Origin of the sequence: Nitrospira sp. (assembly GCA_024998565.1) — a bacterium.
Taxonomy (GTDB): domain Bacteria; phylum Nitrospirota; class Nitrospiria; order Nitrospirales; family Nitrospiraceae; genus Nitrospira_A.
The window spans coordinates 58,527-73,788 of sequence record JACOEM010000009.1 but is presented as its reverse complement, the minus strand read 5'-3'; the positions used below and the strand labels follow the sequence as shown (position 1 = coordinate 73,788).

The window sequence follows — 15,262 nt, the reverse complement described above, 5'->3', positions numbered from 1 at the left end:
GTATGGCTGATAACAACTACGCCCATTCTCGACTTCTTGCCTTCCGCTATAAGCTATACGCCATAGGCTCTTTTGGCCGTTCCATATAGGTGGCTATGGGTCGGCCGACTCCTCAGGCCGTCTTCTTCTTTGGCTTCTTCTTGATGCCCACCATCACAGACACCTTCGCTTGCCGCGACAAGGCTTGATCGATCCGGCTTTTCCCGTTGGTCGTGAGAATGACGAGGCCGGTATGGTCCTCGATGCGTTGTAGCAGATGGGCCGCCCCGGCAGCGGTCGAGTGACTGGCGCCCGCCCGGCCCGTGCCGAACAGCGCATCCGCGCCGTCGAAGAAGAGAATCGATCCGCTCCGTTCCGCCTCATCGAACACCCGGTTGATGTTCTTCTCCGTCTCGCCGACCTGTCGGCTGACCACTGAGGAGAGATTCACCTTCGCCAGATCCAATTGCAGTTCTTCCGCCACCAACTCCGCCGCTTTGTTCCGGCGAAGCGGAGTGGAGCCGGACAGCACCACCACCGCCACGGACGGCCGCTTGGCGCGACGCGTCTGTGCGCGGCGCGCAGGCGCCGCTTTCTTCGTTCCCGTTTTCTTCACCGCCTGCTTCGTGATCTTCTTGGCGACCGCACTTGTGCGGCGCGCCGCTTGTTTCCCAGCCATGCGTGCCTTCCTCTCACATCAATATTCAACGAATCGCACATCCGCCGATGGAGCCTGCCATCATTACCACACTTCAGCCGCTCAGCGCTTCTTGTCGAAGCCGGAATCACGCCACTTTTCCAGCAGAGCGATCCGCCGCTCCAATTGCGGGATGGTCGCCTGATCGACCCGGCCGCCTGTCCGCTTGATCAACTCCGCATTGAGCTGCCGATGATCCATCCCGCATTTCCGCGCCACCGCCCCGACCAGAGAGCGATGTTTGTCCCGCAAGGCGTTCTTCTGGTCATGCAACGCGACCGCCGGTTCCGGCTGCCCCTTGCCTTCACCCGCCGGGTCCCCCTCATCCGCGCCGATCAAGGCATCCAGCCTGGCCACGCCGTTGAGCGGAATGTATTCCTTCAGCGACGTCGCCGCCGTGCCGAACAATGTCCGCTGCACGGACGGCATGATCTCTTCGAGGACGTGATCGCGCTCGACCTTGATGCGTTTGGCATAATGGACCAGCGTCGCATCCTTCGGCAGATAGAGCCAGGCCCGTTGCGGTTTCGGCACCTTCTCCTGCATCCGCACGAACCGTCCGACGACCTGGCGGAAATACATCTCGGTCAACACGTTGGTCGCATACACACCGACCCGCAGGCGAGGAATATCGACGCCTTCGCTCACCATATTCACCGCCACCAGCCACTGCTGCTGCTTGTGATGCGCAAAGGTCTCGATGGTCTTCGAGGCGGATGGATCGTCGGATACCGCCACCAGCGCGCGCGTACCCGTAAGCTTCAACACCAGATCCGCCACCTGCCGGGCATGGTCCTGGTTCATGGTCACGATCAACCCGCCCGCATCCGCCTGCTCCTGCTTCCGCAAGCGCTGTAACTCCGCATGGGCATCGCTCAAGACAGGGCCCAGCCATGTCTCCTGGAGCAACGCGGTCTTGAGCCGTTCCCGCTGGCGCTCGAAGGTTAAGCCGTCTTCGAAGGTAGCCCGATGCTCGCGCCCGTCCGACAGCCAGGTCAGTTCGCCTTCGTAACTCGGAAACAGAATCGGGCGACAGACCCCGTCACGAATCGAATGCGAATACCCATAGGTGAAATCCGCCTGGCTCTCGCCCTGCTCATATCGCACAAAGGGAATCGGGTTGTTGTCCGAGCGGAAGGGAGTGCCGGACAGGGCCAGACGAAAAACCGCCTCGCCGAAGGACTCGCGCAGCGCCTTGCCCCAATCCTTGCCGTCACCGGCATGGTGCAACTCATCGAGGATGACCAGCGTCTTACGGCTGCGGCAGGCGCGCCGGAATACTTCCGGTGCCAGACAGACCTGCTGATAGGTCACGACCGCGCCGTGATAGTCGCGTGCCTCGCAGGCCTGCTCATTCGAGAGCGCCGGATCGAGTTGGATACCGACCTGCCCCGCGGCCGAGGCCCACTGCGTTCGAAGATGGTTCGTCGGGCAGATCACCAGCACACGACTCGCAGCCCGGTCGGCCAGATATTGATGCGCGATCCGGAGCGCGAAGCGGGTTTTTCCGGCCGCAGGTGTCGCGGTGACGAGGTAGTCCTCGCGCGGCTGCGCCAACACATCGGCGACCGCCCTCGTCTGCCAGTCCCGCAGCACGGCTTTCCATGATGCGAGCGTCACCGCCATCTCAACACAGAGCCTCTCCGTCGCATTGACTCATCGGAACCCGGTCTCACCCCTACGCCATCCTCCTGGATCGTCACCACACGTCAGACGCCGCCAGTCCCTTTCCGTAATGGCTCGCCGGTGCGAGGCACCACAGAGACTGTCTGCCTGGAACTGATCGGGTAATGAGGTGTGACGCACACTCTGCCGGCACACCCTCACGATCGCGAGGCGGCCGGCACGGTATGGGTGAGACGCATCATGTCTGTGCGGGATGGTATCGCAAAACCGGTCAGGCAACAAGGGCCAAGACGGAAGATGCCGGGCCGGAACGGTGGTGCCGGCTCAGCCTGCGCGGGGGATCCACCGGCCGGACTCGACGGTGGGGCCTGTCGGCAGAGGACAGACTCCGGAAGATCACGCGGTGAGCCGGTCGTGACGTCCGTCAACGGCCGGCCCGCCTCGTGGCCTAATCTCTGAACAATCTCACGGCGACTTTTTGGCCCTTGATGCGCGTCCGTCCGAGCGCCTCGATAATCTGCCGGGCCGCCTCTTCCTGCACATCCACCAGAGAGAATCGCTCCTCGACTTCGATCGCCCCGATCATGCGCGACGGCACACCAGCCTCATTGGCAATGGCACCGACAAGATCCCCGGGTCTGATCCCTGCCGCCCGCCCGGCCCCGACATAGACCCGCACGGTTCCGGCCGCCCGACCACCGCGACCAGGGCCACCACGAGGCGCACGCGCGCGATCTCCCTGTTGAGGAGCGGAGCCGTACGAAGGACGCGACGACCGATAGGGCTCCGGCGGCCTGGTCGAGACTGCCGGGATTTCTTCTTCCGCCCGTTCACCGCCATGGGACCGGTAGACCAGCTTGATGGCCGCCGCCGCGATATCCGCCGGCTCTGCCGACGCCGACAGCGCTTCCACGACACGGCGAAAATCTTCGAGCTCGCCGGCCTCCAGGGTTTCCTGGATGGAGGCCTTGGTCCGCTCCAGCCGTTTGGCCAGCAGATCACCCAGGGATGGCACCGCAGCGACCGTAATTTTCGCTTTGGTATGCTGTTCGACCGCGCGCAACAATCGCTGTTCACGCGGCTCGATAATGGTCATGGCCGCACCTTCGCGACCCGCCCGGCCCGTTCGCCCGATCCGATGGACATAGACTTCCAAGGACGAGGGCAGGTCGTAATTAATCACGTGGGAAACGGATGGAATATCCAACCCGCGCGCGGCCACGTCGGTCGCCACGAGGAGTTCGGTTTGTCCTGAGCGAAACGCCTGCATCACGCGATCCCGCTGCACCTGGCTCATGCCGCCATGGATCGCCTCGGCCCGATACCCGCGCCCGTTCAACGCTGCCGTCACCTCATCCACTTCCAACCGGGTCCGGCAGAACACGAGCGCCGACTTGGGCGTCGCAATATCCAACACGCGGGCCAGCGCAGACACCTTATGCTGTCGCGCCACCACATAAGCGGTCTGCTGCACGCGCGGCGCGGCGCCTGCCTTCACCGGCTCACGGGCAATCGTCACATCCACCGGATTCTTCAAATGCCGGCGAGCGATGGACGCAATCCGCGGCGGCATGGTCGCCGAGAACAACGCAGTCTGCTTGGTCGCCGGAGTCTGTTCGAGAATGGCATCGAGGTCGTCGGCGAAGCCCATGTCGAGCATTTCGTCCGCCTCATCGAGCACCACCACTTGAAGATCGGCCAGCTTCAAGGTCTTGCGGCGAAGGTGATCCAGGGCCCGGCCCGGCGTCGCAACAATGACTTCCACCCCGCGTCTGAGCGCCTGCAGTTGCGGCCCCATCGCTTGGCCGCCGTACAAAGCCAGCACACCGATCCGCAGTTCTTTCCCGTACCGCTGCACCGCCTCGCTCACCTGCACGGCCAGTTCACGGGTCGGCACCAACACCAAGGCCGTGGGCCGCTGCCGTGGCCCGTGGGCGATCCGCTGCAGGAGCGGCAACGCAAACGCCGCTGTTTTTCCGGTTCCCGTGGCGGCCTGCCCCAGCAAGTCGCGCCCCTCCAGAAGCGGAGGAATGGCTTCACGCTGAATCGGGGTGGGCTCTTCGTAGCCCAGGGCCTCCAGGGTGGTCAACAGCGAGGCTTCTAATCCGAGCGCGGCAAAACCGGGAGAAAAACCTTTGGCTGCCGGCTCTGTTTGCGAATGCGTCGTGGTGTGTTTCATCAGGGGGGGATAAACCTTTCTTGGTAGTACTAGCTGTTCATGCTGGCGGGCCACATGAATTCCAACTCAGGGAATTTCTGCTTGTAGTCGTCATGACTGGCGTGAATGACTTTCATGGCCTCGTCCCGGCCATACATGCTCGTAATCTCGACCTTGTGCTGCGTCGATCCCGGCGCGTGTTTGTACGTCAGGAAATAGTGGTGCAGCCGATCCAGGAGCGTCGTCGGGCAATCTTTGAGATCGGTAAACGACCCGTAGACGGCGTCGTCCCGCATGACCGCGATGATCTTGTCGTCCGCCTCGCCGCCGTCCGCCATGCTGAATCCGCCGATGGGTCGGGCCGTCAACAGAATGTCGCTGTGCGGAATCGTCTTCTCCGTCAACACACAGATATCAAGGGGATCGCCGTCGCCGATCATGTCCGGCCGGCCCGCCCGCGCGCCGAACAGTTTCGCCACGCGCTCGCCGCAATAGGTTTGCGGGATCAGCCCGTAATAGGACGGACAATAGTTGGAAAACCGCTGCGGACGGTCGACCTTGAGGAACCCGCTGGCCTTGTCCACTTCGTATTTCACCGTATCGGTCGGCACAATTTCGATATAGGCCGTCACCAGGTCAGGCGCATGGTCGCCCATGGACACTCCGTGCCAAGGATGCGCCTTGAACATCAGGCTCATCAGTCGCCGCGCTGCATCGATTTCCTTCTTGCTCATCCTAATTCTTTCCCCCTGTGAATCCTCTCGGAACTGACGGTCTGACGATCGTGCGATCCGCGAAGGTCTGGATTGATTCTACGGCCCACTGCAATGAAACATGATTGATTGGCGAGAGAAACAGACAGCTTATAACACATTGCGGCCGAATGAAACAGCAGGGGGGCTGCGGTCGGCTCCCGCACCGGCGACAGACCGACTTCGCCATCATGCCGAACCAGTAGGAATTCCGGCCCTTGCGGATACACCATACGAGCAGAAACGCCTCACCAGGAGAGGAAGCGGGACGCCCGGGCGAGCCCCTCCCGCACAACATCCGTCCGCAATCGGCCATTCGATCGGCCCTCCGGCCCGTGCGCAAGTCGCCCCAAACTCTCAAGAATGCGCTCCCGCACGCCGATAAGGGAAACAGAGCGGAACGGCCGAACCACACACACATTCCAATTCCTGCCCACGAGAGCCGTCCATGTCTCGACCAGGTCTCAATGATTCCGAGAACATGCCTCTCCCGGTTGTCCCCTCCGACACCATCGCACCGCCGACAGTACGTGCCATCATGTCGACACGAGCCGTCACCGTCACCATGGACGATTCCCTCGCTCGAGCGCGGGACCTGTTCAATGAATTTCATTTCCATCACCTGCTGGTCGTACAGGGTCGGGAATTGCTCGGCATCATTTCAGATCGCGATCTGCTCAAGGCAGTGAGTCCCAATATCGGGACACTGTCCGAAACCGATCGCGACCGGGCGACGCTCAACAAACGTGCCCATCAAATCATGAGCCGGAAACTCATCACGGTCGCAGCCGACACGCCCGTGGAAATAGCGGCACGACTGCTGCTTGAGCATCGCGTGTCCTGCCTCCCCGTCGTCACAACAACCGGGCATCTCGAAGGCATCATCACCTGGCGGGATCTCCTCCGCGAATATCTTCGGCAGAAGCCCGCCGGGAGCTGATCGCGAGCAGATTCCAGCCGTGCCTACCCCTCGGCCCTCGGCTCACGCAGAACAGAGCACAATCCTCCGGGGCCATGCTCCCACCCCTCAGAAGATGATCAGCAGCAATTTCAGCGAAGAGTGAGCAGGGTCATCGGCGGCCTGCAGGCCCGGCAGAGGTGATCGCTCGAACACGGGGCTGAAGGAGCAGCCAGCAACGGCGTAACCGCTACTGACTGCCCGGGTTTGGCGGCATTCCCGTTCGGGGACTCGTTGGAACGTTCGAAGTCGGGATCAGCAGGCTGCTGAACCCCTCGATTGTTGCGTGATGATTCACTCGTGCTCGGTGTCGGTGCCAGAATCACCCGCAGGATGCGCAAAAAGACCGTACCCGCGTCCGTAGAAAAGAGCTTACGGCATAGAGCTCATAGCGCATGGCAAGACCGTGAGAGTGGGCCTCTTTACTCTCAGCTATACGCCACCAACCATACGCGCTGACCCCGACGAGATACGCTTCATGGTTCACGGGTGTCGAGCACGCCGGCGGCGGAATTCTTACCGTATCCTGCTAGAAGGTATGGCGTACACCGAAGAGCAGGCCCATGGTAGACCCGTCACTGTCGGGATGGTTACGCTTCCAGGCCGCTTCCATATTCAGCATCAGGCCTTTCGGCGCGCCCTGAACCAGATTGGTCAAGGCATAGTCGATACCGCCGCCGATCCGCCAGGCGAACGTATCTTTCACATCCTTCGTATTGATGTTCACGCCCAGACCGGTCGTGAAATAGGGGATGAAGTTGCCGAAGTGCCCCGGACGATACTCCAGGTTCACCGGCAGCAGCGTAATGGTATTGAGCGACCCGTTTCGCGGCCCATCGATTCCGTGATTCTCCCATTCCAACATCATCCCGAGACGGAACCATTTGTTCAGTCCGTACATGCCTTGAAAGTTCAGCGCCGGACCGGCCGTCGAGACACCGGCGCTTTGCGTGGTAAAGCTCGGTCCCACGCGAAAACCCATCGTAACTTTCCCCTCTTCGGCCATCCCCTCATGCACCCACTCGGCAGCCTGAGAGAAGGCAGGGGTCAAACTCATTGCCAGAGCCAGCACCAGGGCCCCACCGAACACATACCGCTCACGATTCCTGCGCATACCGTCCTCCTATGATAATAAAACAATCTTCAAGCGATGCACTCTAGGCAAGTGGCCGTTCCGTTTTCAAGAAAAAGCGTGCGGTTCCGACGAAACAGAATGGTTCCAATTATTGTCGCAATCTGAAACGAAATGATCGCTCAAATACGAGGCGCAGAGAAAACCACTAGTACGTAGTATTGAGCAGTTGTCACGGAACGATCTCCCGCCTTGAGCGGGCAAAGGCGGAGGGCCGGAAGGAAGAGGAAAGAGGCCGAAGAAGACGAGCCGGCGCGAGGAAGTCACGCCAAGGGGGGCAGCCAGGAGTGCGCTTCTCCTCTATCAGGGATGGCACTGTACCCCCTTCCTCGATTATGATGGGGGAGCAGGTCCGACAGACACGCCAACCGGACACTGACCATGCCGACGTTCTCCTATCAGTTGCCGATTCGAAGAGGCCGCCATAGAGTGGCCCTCACCGGGATCGTCTGTCTCGCAGCCTCGTTGATGGCCGGCTCACTGCTCTGGGCCGGATCGCCGCCACAGATACAGCCGGGCAACGGACCGGTGGATGCCGAGCAAGGCCGAGCCATCTTCAACGGCAAAGGCCTCTGCTCCACGTGCCACGGCATCGATGGCTACAGAAACCGGTTGCCCCCGCAACTGAGCAAGAACATCCGCGACAATATCGACCATCTCTCGCCGGCACCGCCCGACCTGCGACAGGCAGCCGCGCTTACCCTCACCACCGACAAACAACGGTTCGAGTCGATCAGGCACGGGCATCTCCGCACCGCCATGTATCCACTCTCGAAGGAAGCCCTTTCCGACGAAGAGATTCTTGCGTTGCTCCCCTACCTGGCTTCAATCCGCGGCACGGTGTCACCACCCGCTGTCTTCCCTGAACCCGACACCTCGCTGCGGGGTGATGCCAAAAGCGGACGGCAGCTCTATCATGAACTTGGTGGATGCGCGATCTGCCATGGTATCGAAGGACATTTAAATCGAAGACCCCCGATGTCGGCCGACTTGTTCAAACGGCTTGACGCACTGCCCGCGCCGCCCGCAAACCTCCGGGATCCCGCCACCCTGAAATCGCAGAACGACGAAGACCGCTACCGCTCGATCAAACGCGGCCACCCCGGCACAGCCATGTATCCTAAGACACTGCTCCGGGACGAAGATGTCCGTGACCTCATCGCCTACCTGGCCACACTTCGTGAAACAGGCCGGTAGTTCCCCTTCCCGGCATTGCGCCGATGTACAGGCGAAGGGACTGGGCCTGACTATTCCTTTTTGAATTTAACTCGTGCGAATCGCGGGATATGAAGATGGGATGACAGAAGAGAAGCGCCCACGAGAACATGGGGTATGGAAGGGCTCGCGGAGGCAGCGACCGCATTGGGTATAAATGGAACGGCGGCCACCACCTCCATGTCCTGGACAATTCCGGAGTACAGCGGGGCTAGCTGGGACCGGGAGGATCTTCGCGATCTTCGCCGGTAAGCAATTCAGTTTCTTGCGATTCAAGTCCCTGCAGATCGGTCAGAATGCTCTGCAACACCTGCCGGCGTTGCTGCAGCCCTTTTTTCGGAATATCTCGGGTCTGTGGTTCCTGCGCCGATTCAGGCAGATTTACCAGCGCTTCGGCCTCCCCCACCGTGGCGTATTTGTACGATTCCACGTACTTATGGTTCGCGCCATATATCTTCATGAGAATGTCTTCCGTCTCCGCATCAAACTGATCGAATGTGGGATTCACGGCCGTATGATGGGCGAGGCCTTCGAGCTTTTCGATCTGGGCCTTGAGGCCATCACTCCGCGTCTCGGCACGATACATGGAATTGACTTCAGTCATGATGTCTCCTCCCGGTTTGATTCTCTTGTACCGCCCTCCGAGGAGCTCGGCAGCTAGGCAATCCCCTGGACCGTGACTGAGGCTCGCATCGGTTCAGGGGGAGGCTGCCGCGTTACCGCAGCGACCGTCGTTCCAATTGCGCGAGCAGATACCCCACGATGGCGACATTGAGGAGCAGCATCGCCACATGCATGAGCGAGATCTGCTTCAGCACTTCGTAGAATTCGACGGGCAGAAATACACTGGTGGAGATGACGGCCATGTATCCGGCCCACGACGCTTCGAGCCACAGGCCGCAGCCTTCGATGAGCAAAAAGACGGAGTAGAGCAGGCTGGCATAGGCCATCAAAAATACGCTGTGGGATGACAAGGCGGAGACCTTGAGCAGAAGGGAATGGACCAGGCGGGAATGGCCGTGGAGATGCAAGAGATCCATAGCCGGAGCCAGGAACGTGGCGATCTCAGGGTCTACCAATCGGAGCAGAGCGGCGCCGACCAGCAACAGCACCACGCCCTTGAGCAGTTTGAACAATGCGATCAACGCCAAGCCGCCTCGGGGCGAGGGCGGCGTCATGACTGGCATCATGTCTTGCCCGGCCATCCTGGCTCACTCGGATCGTTCTGCATCATCGTTATGCGAGCCTCAACAGACTCTTGATCATCGAACCGGCCGCGCCTAGGCTAGGCCCATCACCCATTGACGAAAGGTCTGACCGTCATGAACGAACAGCAGGCCACCCGCCTGGCCCAGGCCTGGATCGACGCCTGGAACCGGCACGATCTGGACGCCATTGTGCACCATTACGCGGCAGAGGTGGAGTTTACCAGTCCGTTTGTGACGACGCTATCCGGAGAAGCGTCCGGCACCATCTGCGGCCGAGAAGCATTGAGCGCCTATTTTCGGAAAGGACTCCAAGCCTACCCGGACCTGCACTTCGAGCTGATCCACACCCTGATCGGCGTCGACAGTCTGTTGCTGTATTATCGGAGCGTCAAGGGATTGCTGGCTGCGGAGATGATGCTCATCAACGAAGAGGGGCAGATTCAGACGGTGCGCGTCCATTACGTCAAGGAGTGACGGGACTGGATGGAAATGGAAACGTCACGATGGCGCTGTCGGAACGGGACACATGATTTCTGACATCGCAGCCTGATCCGTCCTCAGTGTTTCGCCGCGTCAACCGGAATACCGAGACGGATCTGCCGGATGATCTCGTTCGGCGGGAGAGCCGCGTCGATCACCAGGGCATCGGCCGGCTCTTCAAGGATGGCAAACTGACTGGCCAACAATTCCCGGGGCATGAAATGATCCCGGCGGTGGATCAGGCGTTGATGGAATAAATCGAAGCTACCTTTCAGGTAGACCAGTCGCAAATGTGCGCGACAGCCCTCCTCCACGATCGCGCGGTAACTCGCCTTCAAGACGGAACAGGCAAGCACCGCCGGCTGGTTCCGACTGATCCGATCGACGATCGCAGCATGCATCCGCTCCAGCCATGGCTGACGATCAACATCCGTCAGCGCATGGCCATTCCGCATCTTCTCGAGATTCGCTGCCGGATGGAAGTCATCGCCGTCGGAAAACTGCCAGCCCAATTCGTCCGCCAAGCGACGGCCGATCGTCGTCTTCCCCGCTCCCGATACGCCCATGACCAGAATGACCACAATCCTCCACTTCGTTCGACCTGCGGCTGGACGGATAGGCGCTGTTCCACCCGCCGGGGCCAACCGTCAAGCAAGCCGCCCGTCTGTCGTAGCCGCGGCAAGGTAGCCCACAATCAACCGGGCGTCACCGATCGGATCACTCGTAAAGGGCGCGTCATGCCGCTTGGTTACGGCGGTGGTCAATCGCTCCGCCGCCTGCCGGACAGGCGATGGGAAGGCCTCCTGCTGCTGAATCCGGCGCAAATGCTCCAGGGCATCACCGCGCCGGAGTGAGCGGCCAGAGCGCGCCCACCAGGCTGCGGCAGCCAGCGCCACGGCCCGGCGCGCGCAGACCCGCGCCTTGCCTGCATTGCCTTGTGTCCACGCAACTTCAGCTGCGGCGAGTTCTCGATCGATCATCGTTGCCTCAGACATGAATGGGTACGCTACGTGGCCGCCGACTGAGCTGTCAATCAGGGCCACATCGGCAGGAACTCAGCTCGATACCGGAGACCCATGGGACGAGTATGCAGAACAGTGAACAGGACCGAATAAATTCGAGACAGTAATAATTCCAGAGCCTTTCAGGAAAACCCCTATTCCAGCCTACGCATCAGCCAGGCATAGTGCACGGGCCATTTCATAGACTCCAGGGGTACGGCCGCATGGCAAGTCAGTCTCTACACAGATCCAGCAGATATCGATTCCACGATTCGGTGCGCAAAGACCGAAAATTCCTGATCGTGGCACTAGCCTCAGCCCTCATCTTGACGGCCATCCTTTCAGGACTGGTGCTCGACTTCCCCCACGCTTTTCCCAAATAATCGCCACGCCGGATCTTTTTCGCTATCATGAGCCAGCCTGGCGAACGACCTTCGCTGGGCACGGAGACCCCCGCGTCACACCACATGATTTGGATTGTCTACATCCTCGAGTGTATCGACGGCAGCCTCTACACCGGGATCACGAATGATTTGGAACGGCGCATGAAGGCGCATGCGACCGGAAAGGGGGCGAAATACACGAAACGCCGCGGACCGTTCACGGTCCGGTATACCGAATCACTCGACAGCAAGGGAGCCGCCTTACAACGTGAAGCCGCAATCAAGTCACTGGATCGCGCCGGCAAGGTAGCCCTGATCGCATCGATGTCGTGATCTCTTCGGAGGCAGGGCTTACACTCACCAAGCCACGTCTGCACTGCAGTCGCGTGCACCACTGACCGTCATCACCTTCCGCCCTTGCTTACTTGTTTTTCGCCACCTTCTTTTTGGGTTTGGATACGGTTTTGGCTGTCGGCTTCGGCTTGGTGGTGGTCTTTTTCTTTGAGGCTCCACCCAGCACAATCACCGGCTTCTCGGGGGAGAAGGCTTCTTCAATGCGACTCTTTCCGTTGGTCGTCAGGATGACAAGCCCCTGGTGGTCTTCGATGCACTGAATGAGATGGGACACCTCGGCATTGGCGTACCGATCGTGGGCGTCATGCCCCTGAGTGCGCTTGCCGAAGAGTGCGTCGGCCTCATCGAAAAAAAGGATCGACCCATGGCGGTTCGCCATGTCGAACACGCGATTGACATTTTTTTCAGTTTCGCCGGCGTGTTTGCTCACCACCGCCGACAAATCCACGCTGGCCAGGTCCAGTTGCAGTTCTGCGGCCAAGACCTCCGCGGCCTTCTGCCGGCGAAGCGGCGTGGCTCCGGACAGCACGATCACCGCACCGGACGGCTCCTGCACACGAGCCTTCCTGGTTTTTCTCGCAGGCGCCTTCTTGTTCTGCTGCGGAGCGTTCTTGCGTTGCCGAGTCACCGTTGCACCTGCCATGTCCTTCGTCCCTTTCCGATTCTAGTATGAACCACGTGGCCTGCCCCTCATGAGGGGCAGGCACTGAGTATAACCGGTTCTCATTCCTGTCGCTGAATTTCTTCTTGCTCCTCCGGAAGGCAGATCAATCGTGAAGCGTCGAGCGTGAAACCTCAGACGTAAGACGTGAAACGAATCTCGCAGGGAATAAGAGCGTATCGCTGAGAGCCATCTCTTTCCGGGGCCTGCCTGCTCGGTGTCTCACTGCGCGCGTCCAACGAGGGCCTTCTAAGGCCGCGCGTTGCACGAGCAAAAGACACTGAGCTGGTAAGCTCCTCTCCTACGTCTCCATCATCTCCAACCGCGCATCGAACTCATGGCCACAAGCCGTGCAGCGAATACAGTCGGAGTCGACCGTGAGTTCATCCGCCCTGATCCCCATGCCGCCACAATCCGGGCATCGGGAAAGATGCACCTTCTGGTCATCGACCGTTTCGTATTGCACGCCGTGCAGACAGTAGACCGGTTTCCCGTCCAACTGCCAAGGCTGTCCGGCATTGTCGCGCACCGGCATGACGATATAGTGCTGCCGCACGTAATCTTCCATCGCCTGCCGGCTCGCAAATCCGTCCCGTATCAGCTTGCCGCTCACGGCTTCGTGGAGCGACTGTCCCTTCACGATCGCCTTGGTCGGACCCATTTTCCACCTCCCACGGCTATTGACGAAATCACGCGATTCCGTTCTTTCCATCAGCTATCGGCCATACGCTATGCGCTCTGCTCTTGCGGCTACACCACACCCGAGTAGTAGCGCAAAATATTGGACACCGACACCACACCGATGATCGAGCCATCCTGCGTCACGGCCAGATGCCTGGTCGCCTGGTCTTTCATCATGCGCACCGCCTCGATAATCGGACGGTCGCCGGCGATCGACACCACCGGTCTTCGCATACAGGCTTTGACCGGCGTCGCGGGATTCACCCCTTTGGCGACCACCGCGCGGGCGAGGTCTGAATCGGTGATGAATCCGACATAGGCCTGCTTGTCGGTCAGCAACAGCGAGCCCAGTTTCCATTGCTCCATAGCCTGACCAGCGTCCTTGAGGCTGGCATCCTGGGACAGGCTACGGATCTCGGACGACATATGTTCGGCGACCTGAGGACCGATGAGAGTCTGCCGGCTGGCTTGCGATTGTTTCGGTTCAGCGGCGCGTCGGGCTTCGAGTTCGGCAATGCAACTTTCCAGCACCCGGCTGCGTTGCAAGAGGCGCTGGCGCTGGCTCTCCACACCGGCGCTTTCCGGCGCTTCATCCGTCAGATTCACCAGGCCGGCTGCTTCGCCGAACTCGGCATATTCATACGCCTCCAGCAACTCGGAGGTGTCGCCGAGCAATTCGGCAATCAGGTTTTCGGTGTCCTGATCGAACTCTTCCAGGCTGCGGGTGGGAAGGCCCCTGCCGAGATAGGCGGCCAGATCGGCTAACTGCTTGCGTAAACGCTCGATGCTGCGGTCGAGGGAGATCCGGGCTCGTTTGGGAGTCGCGCGTGTCGTAGACATGGCACCTCCTCTCTGTATGGCGGGATGACCGATCTTACCCCTCCGGAACAGGCGAGGCAAGCGCCGGCCTCATGGAACCGCACCGACTTGACCTTGGCAACCGGCACGTGCATGTTTAGGCCATGCATCACCGGTCAGCACCACATCACCGCCCAGTGCCCGTTGTGAACCGCCGCATCGTGATCGGCTGCTCGCTCCTCCTACTCGGGTGCCTATCCGGCCAAGGGGCGGACCGGGCGTTCTCCGCAGAACCGGCCGCCCCGGCCGCGTCTCCCAATACCCTGTCAGGCCATGAACTGCTTCGCATCGGGACGATCCACGATCAGCAGGAACATTTCCCGGAGTCGCTGACGTACTACAACCTGGCCTTGTCGAAATTCCGGGAGAAAAGACAGCCCCAAGGCATCGCCACCACACTGGTGAAGATCGCGCGGATCGATGAACGCCAGGGCCATCTGCAGCGGGCCCACACTTCCCTCAAGGAAGCGGTGGCGCTGTTCGCCAAGGCGTCGGATCGCTCCGCCCATGCCGAGTCGCTGCTCGCCATCGGTCGTGTCTCGGCGCAGCTGGGGTTCTCCGACGAATCGCGCGACGCCCTCACCCAGGCCGCCGCCCTCTTCACGCGCGTGAGAAATGCCCGGGGATGGAACGACACGATGGTGCAGTTGGGGTTGTTACAGATCGCGAACGGAGAGAACGGCGCGGGGCTGACCACGTTGCAGCAGGCCGCGGAAGAGGCCCGTACGAGACGGCACGTGGACCAGCAGTTCACCGCCACGGTCGCGCTCGGGGATGCCCATTGGCTGCTCGGCCACACCAGTGACGCGCGCAGCGCCTATCTCGACGCCCTCAACCTGGCGGAAGCGGAACATCACCTGCCGTTCGAAGGCATGATGCAACTGCGGCTCGCGCGGCTGGATGGAGACAAGGCCTCCCTGAACGATCGCGTCGCCCAAGGGAAACGCGCCCTGCAGATTGCGCAAGCAGTCCACGACACCGCCGCCGAGGCGGAAGCCTGGTCGCTCCTGGCCGATCTCTATGGGCAACTGGGGCAAGCCACGGAGTCTCAGGATGCGGACACCCATGCGCTGGCGATCTACCGCAACCGCGAGTTGTCCGTGCACGGGAACCGGTAGC

The 15,262-nt window shown here is 60.7% G+C and carries 17 protein-coding genes; 5 read left to right on the top strand and 12 right to left on the bottom strand.

Annotated features, from left to right (window positions below; all coding sequences use genetic code 11):
* Window positions 1-112: 112 nt before the first annotated feature.
* The 4 genes from H8K11_14875 to H8K11_14860 form a co-directional block, all read right to left on the bottom strand.
* Window positions 113-658 carry an AAA family ATPase gene (locus H8K11_14875; protein ID MCS6265037.1) on the bottom strand — a complete coding sequence of 182 codons (546 nt, stop codon included), beginning with the start codon at window positions 656-658 and terminating at the stop codon, window positions 113-115.
* Window positions 659-739: 81 nt separating this feature from the next.
* Complete coding sequence (locus H8K11_14870) at window positions 740-2,296, bottom strand: DEAD/DEAH box helicase family protein (GenBank protein ID MCS6265036.1); 1,557 nt, start codon at window positions 2,294-2,296, stop codon at window positions 740-742.
* 454 nt (window positions 2,297-2,750) lie between these two features.
* On the bottom strand, window positions 2,751-4,481 hold the full coding sequence (locus H8K11_14865; GenBank protein ID MCS6265035.1) for a DEAD/DEAH box helicase: 1,731 nt from the start codon (window positions 4,479-4,481) through the stop codon (window positions 2,751-2,753).
* Window positions 4,482-4,510: 29 nt separating this feature from the next.
* On the bottom strand, window positions 4,511-5,158 hold the full coding sequence (locus H8K11_14860; GenBank protein ID MCS6265034.1) for an inorganic pyrophosphatase: 648 nt from the start codon (window positions 5,156-5,158) through the stop codon (window positions 4,511-4,513).
* A gap of 535 nt (window positions 5,159-5,693) precedes the next feature.
* Between H8K11_14860 and H8K11_14855 the strand changes: the two genes are divergently transcribed.
* On the top strand, window positions 5,694-6,152 hold the full coding sequence (locus H8K11_14855) for a CBS domain-containing protein (GenBank protein MCS6265033.1): 459 nt from the start codon (window positions 5,694-5,696) through the stop codon (window positions 6,150-6,152).
* 547 nt (window positions 6,153-6,699) lie between these two features.
* Here H8K11_14855 and H8K11_14850 read toward each other — a convergent pair.
* The gene (locus H8K11_14850) at window positions 6,700-7,284 is read right to left on the bottom strand and encodes a porin family protein (protein MCS6265032.1); all 585 of its coding nucleotides are present in this window, start codon (window positions 7,282-7,284) and stop codon (window positions 6,700-6,702) included.
* A gap of 399 nt (window positions 7,285-7,683) precedes the next feature.
* Here H8K11_14850 and H8K11_14845 point away from each other — a divergent pair, with 399 nt between their 5' ends.
* The gene (locus tag H8K11_14845; GenBank protein MCS6265031.1) at window positions 7,684-8,499 is read left to right on the top strand and encodes a cytochrome c; all 816 of its coding nucleotides are present in this window, start codon (window positions 7,684-7,686) and stop codon (window positions 8,497-8,499) included.
* A 229-nt stretch (window positions 8,500-8,728) separates the two neighbouring features.
* Here H8K11_14845 and H8K11_14840 read toward each other — a convergent pair whose 3' ends face one another.
* Complete coding sequence (locus H8K11_14840) at window positions 8,729-9,121, bottom strand: hypothetical protein (protein ID MCS6265030.1); 393 nt, start codon at window positions 9,119-9,121, stop codon at window positions 8,729-8,731.
* A 112-nt stretch (window positions 9,122-9,233) separates the two neighbouring features.
* The gene (locus tag H8K11_14835) at window positions 9,234-9,707 is read right to left on the bottom strand and encodes a DUF2127 domain-containing protein (GenBank protein ID MCS6265029.1); all 474 of its coding nucleotides are present in this window, start codon (window positions 9,705-9,707) and stop codon (window positions 9,234-9,236) included.
* 132 nt (window positions 9,708-9,839) lie between these two features.
* Here H8K11_14835 and H8K11_14830 point away from each other — a divergent pair, with 132 nt between their 5' ends.
* Entirely contained in the window at window positions 9,840-10,199 is a 360-nt protein-coding gene (locus tag H8K11_14830) for a nuclear transport factor 2 family protein (protein MCS6265028.1), read from the top strand.
* Between the two features lie 83 nt (window positions 10,200-10,282).
* Here the strand turns inward: H8K11_14830 and H8K11_14825 are convergent, their stop codons facing one another.
* A complete protein-coding gene (locus H8K11_14825) occupies window positions 10,283-10,786 on the bottom strand; it encodes a gluconokinase (GenBank protein ID MCS6265027.1) in 504 nt (167 codons plus the stop codon).
* 66 nt (window positions 10,787-10,852) lie between these two features.
* Window positions 10,853-11,200, bottom strand: a complete 348-nt coding sequence (locus H8K11_14820) for a hypothetical protein (protein MCS6265026.1) — start codon at window positions 11,198-11,200, stop codon at window positions 10,853-10,855.
* Between the two features lie 473 nt (window positions 11,201-11,673).
* Here H8K11_14820 and H8K11_14815 point away from each other — a divergent pair, with 473 nt between their 5' ends.
* Window positions 11,674-11,922 (top strand): GIY-YIG nuclease family protein, encoded by a 249-nt coding sequence (locus H8K11_14815; protein MCS6265025.1) that lies wholly within the window; start codon window positions 11,674-11,676, stop codon window positions 11,920-11,922.
* Between the two features lie 88 nt (window positions 11,923-12,010).
* Here the strand turns inward: H8K11_14815 and H8K11_14810 are convergent, their stop codons facing one another.
* From H8K11_14810 to H8K11_14800, 3 genes are all read right to left on the bottom strand, one after another.
* Window positions 12,011-12,586 (bottom strand): AAA family ATPase, encoded by a 576-nt coding sequence (locus H8K11_14810; protein ID MCS6265024.1) that lies wholly within the window; start codon window positions 12,584-12,586, stop codon window positions 12,011-12,013.
* 319 nt (window positions 12,587-12,905) lie between these two features.
* Window positions 12,906-13,265: a hypothetical protein gene (locus H8K11_14805; protein ID MCS6265023.1), complete on the bottom strand. Its 360-nt coding sequence runs from the start codon at window positions 13,263-13,265 to the stop codon at window positions 12,906-12,908.
* An 89-nt stretch (window positions 13,266-13,354) separates the two neighbouring features.
* A complete protein-coding gene (locus H8K11_14800) occupies window positions 13,355-14,125 on the bottom strand; it encodes a CBS domain-containing protein (GenBank protein MCS6265022.1) in 771 nt (256 codons plus the stop codon).
* A 164-nt stretch (window positions 14,126-14,289) separates the two neighbouring features.
* Here H8K11_14800 and H8K11_14795 point away from each other — a divergent pair, with 164 nt between their 5' ends.
* Complete coding sequence (locus tag H8K11_14795; GenBank protein MCS6265021.1) at window positions 14,290-15,261, top strand: hypothetical protein; 972 nt, start codon at window positions 14,290-14,292, stop codon at window positions 15,259-15,261.
* Window position 15,262 lies beyond the last annotated feature (1 nt).

Coding starts and splice junctions, on each gene's coding strand:
- H8K11_14875 (MCS6265037.1), bottom strand. CDS start 658: ATGGCTGGGAAACAAGCGGCGCGCCGCACAAGTGCGGTCGCCAAGAAG.
- H8K11_14865 (MCS6265035.1), bottom strand. CDS start 4,481: ATGAAACACACCACGACGCATTCGCAAACAGAGCCGGCAGCCAAAGGT.
- H8K11_14860 (MCS6265034.1), bottom strand. CDS start 5,158: ATGAGCCTGATGTTCAAGGCGCATCCTTGGCACGGAGTGTCCATGGGC.
- H8K11_14855 (MCS6265033.1), top strand. CDS start 5,694: ATGCCTCTCCCGGTTGTCCCCTCCGACACCATCGCACCGCCGACAGTA.
- H8K11_14850 (MCS6265032.1), bottom strand. CDS start 7,284: ATGCGCAGGAATCGTGAGCGGTATGTGTTCGGTGGGGCCCTGGTGCTG.
- H8K11_14845 (MCS6265031.1), top strand. CDS start 7,684: ATGCCGACGTTCTCCTATCAGTTGCCGATTCGAAGAGGCCGCCATAGA.
- H8K11_14840 (MCS6265030.1), bottom strand. CDS start 9,121: ATGACTGAAGTCAATTCCATGTATCGTGCCGAGACGCGGAGTGATGGC.
- H8K11_14835 (MCS6265029.1), bottom strand. CDS start 9,707: ATGATGCCAGTCATGACGCCGCCCTCGCCCCGAGGCGGCTTGGCGTTG.
- H8K11_14830 (MCS6265028.1), top strand. CDS start 9,840: ATGAACGAACAGCAGGCCACCCGCCTGGCCCAGGCCTGGATCGACGCC.
- H8K11_14820 (MCS6265026.1), bottom strand. CDS start 11,200: ATGTCTGAGGCAACGATGATCGATCGAGAACTCGCCGCAGCTGAAGTT.
- H8K11_14815 (MCS6265025.1), top strand. CDS start 11,674: ATGATTTGGATTGTCTACATCCTCGAGTGTATCGACGGCAGCCTCTAC.
- H8K11_14810 (MCS6265024.1), bottom strand. CDS start 12,586: ATGGCAGGTGCAACGGTGACTCGGCAACGCAAGAACGCTCCGCAGCAG.
- H8K11_14805 (MCS6265023.1), bottom strand. CDS start 13,265: ATGGGTCCGACCAAGGCGATCGTGAAGGGACAGTCGCTCCACGAAGCC.
- H8K11_14800 (MCS6265022.1), bottom strand. CDS start 14,125: ATGTCTACGACACGCGCGACTCCCAAACGAGCCCGGATCTCCCTCGAC.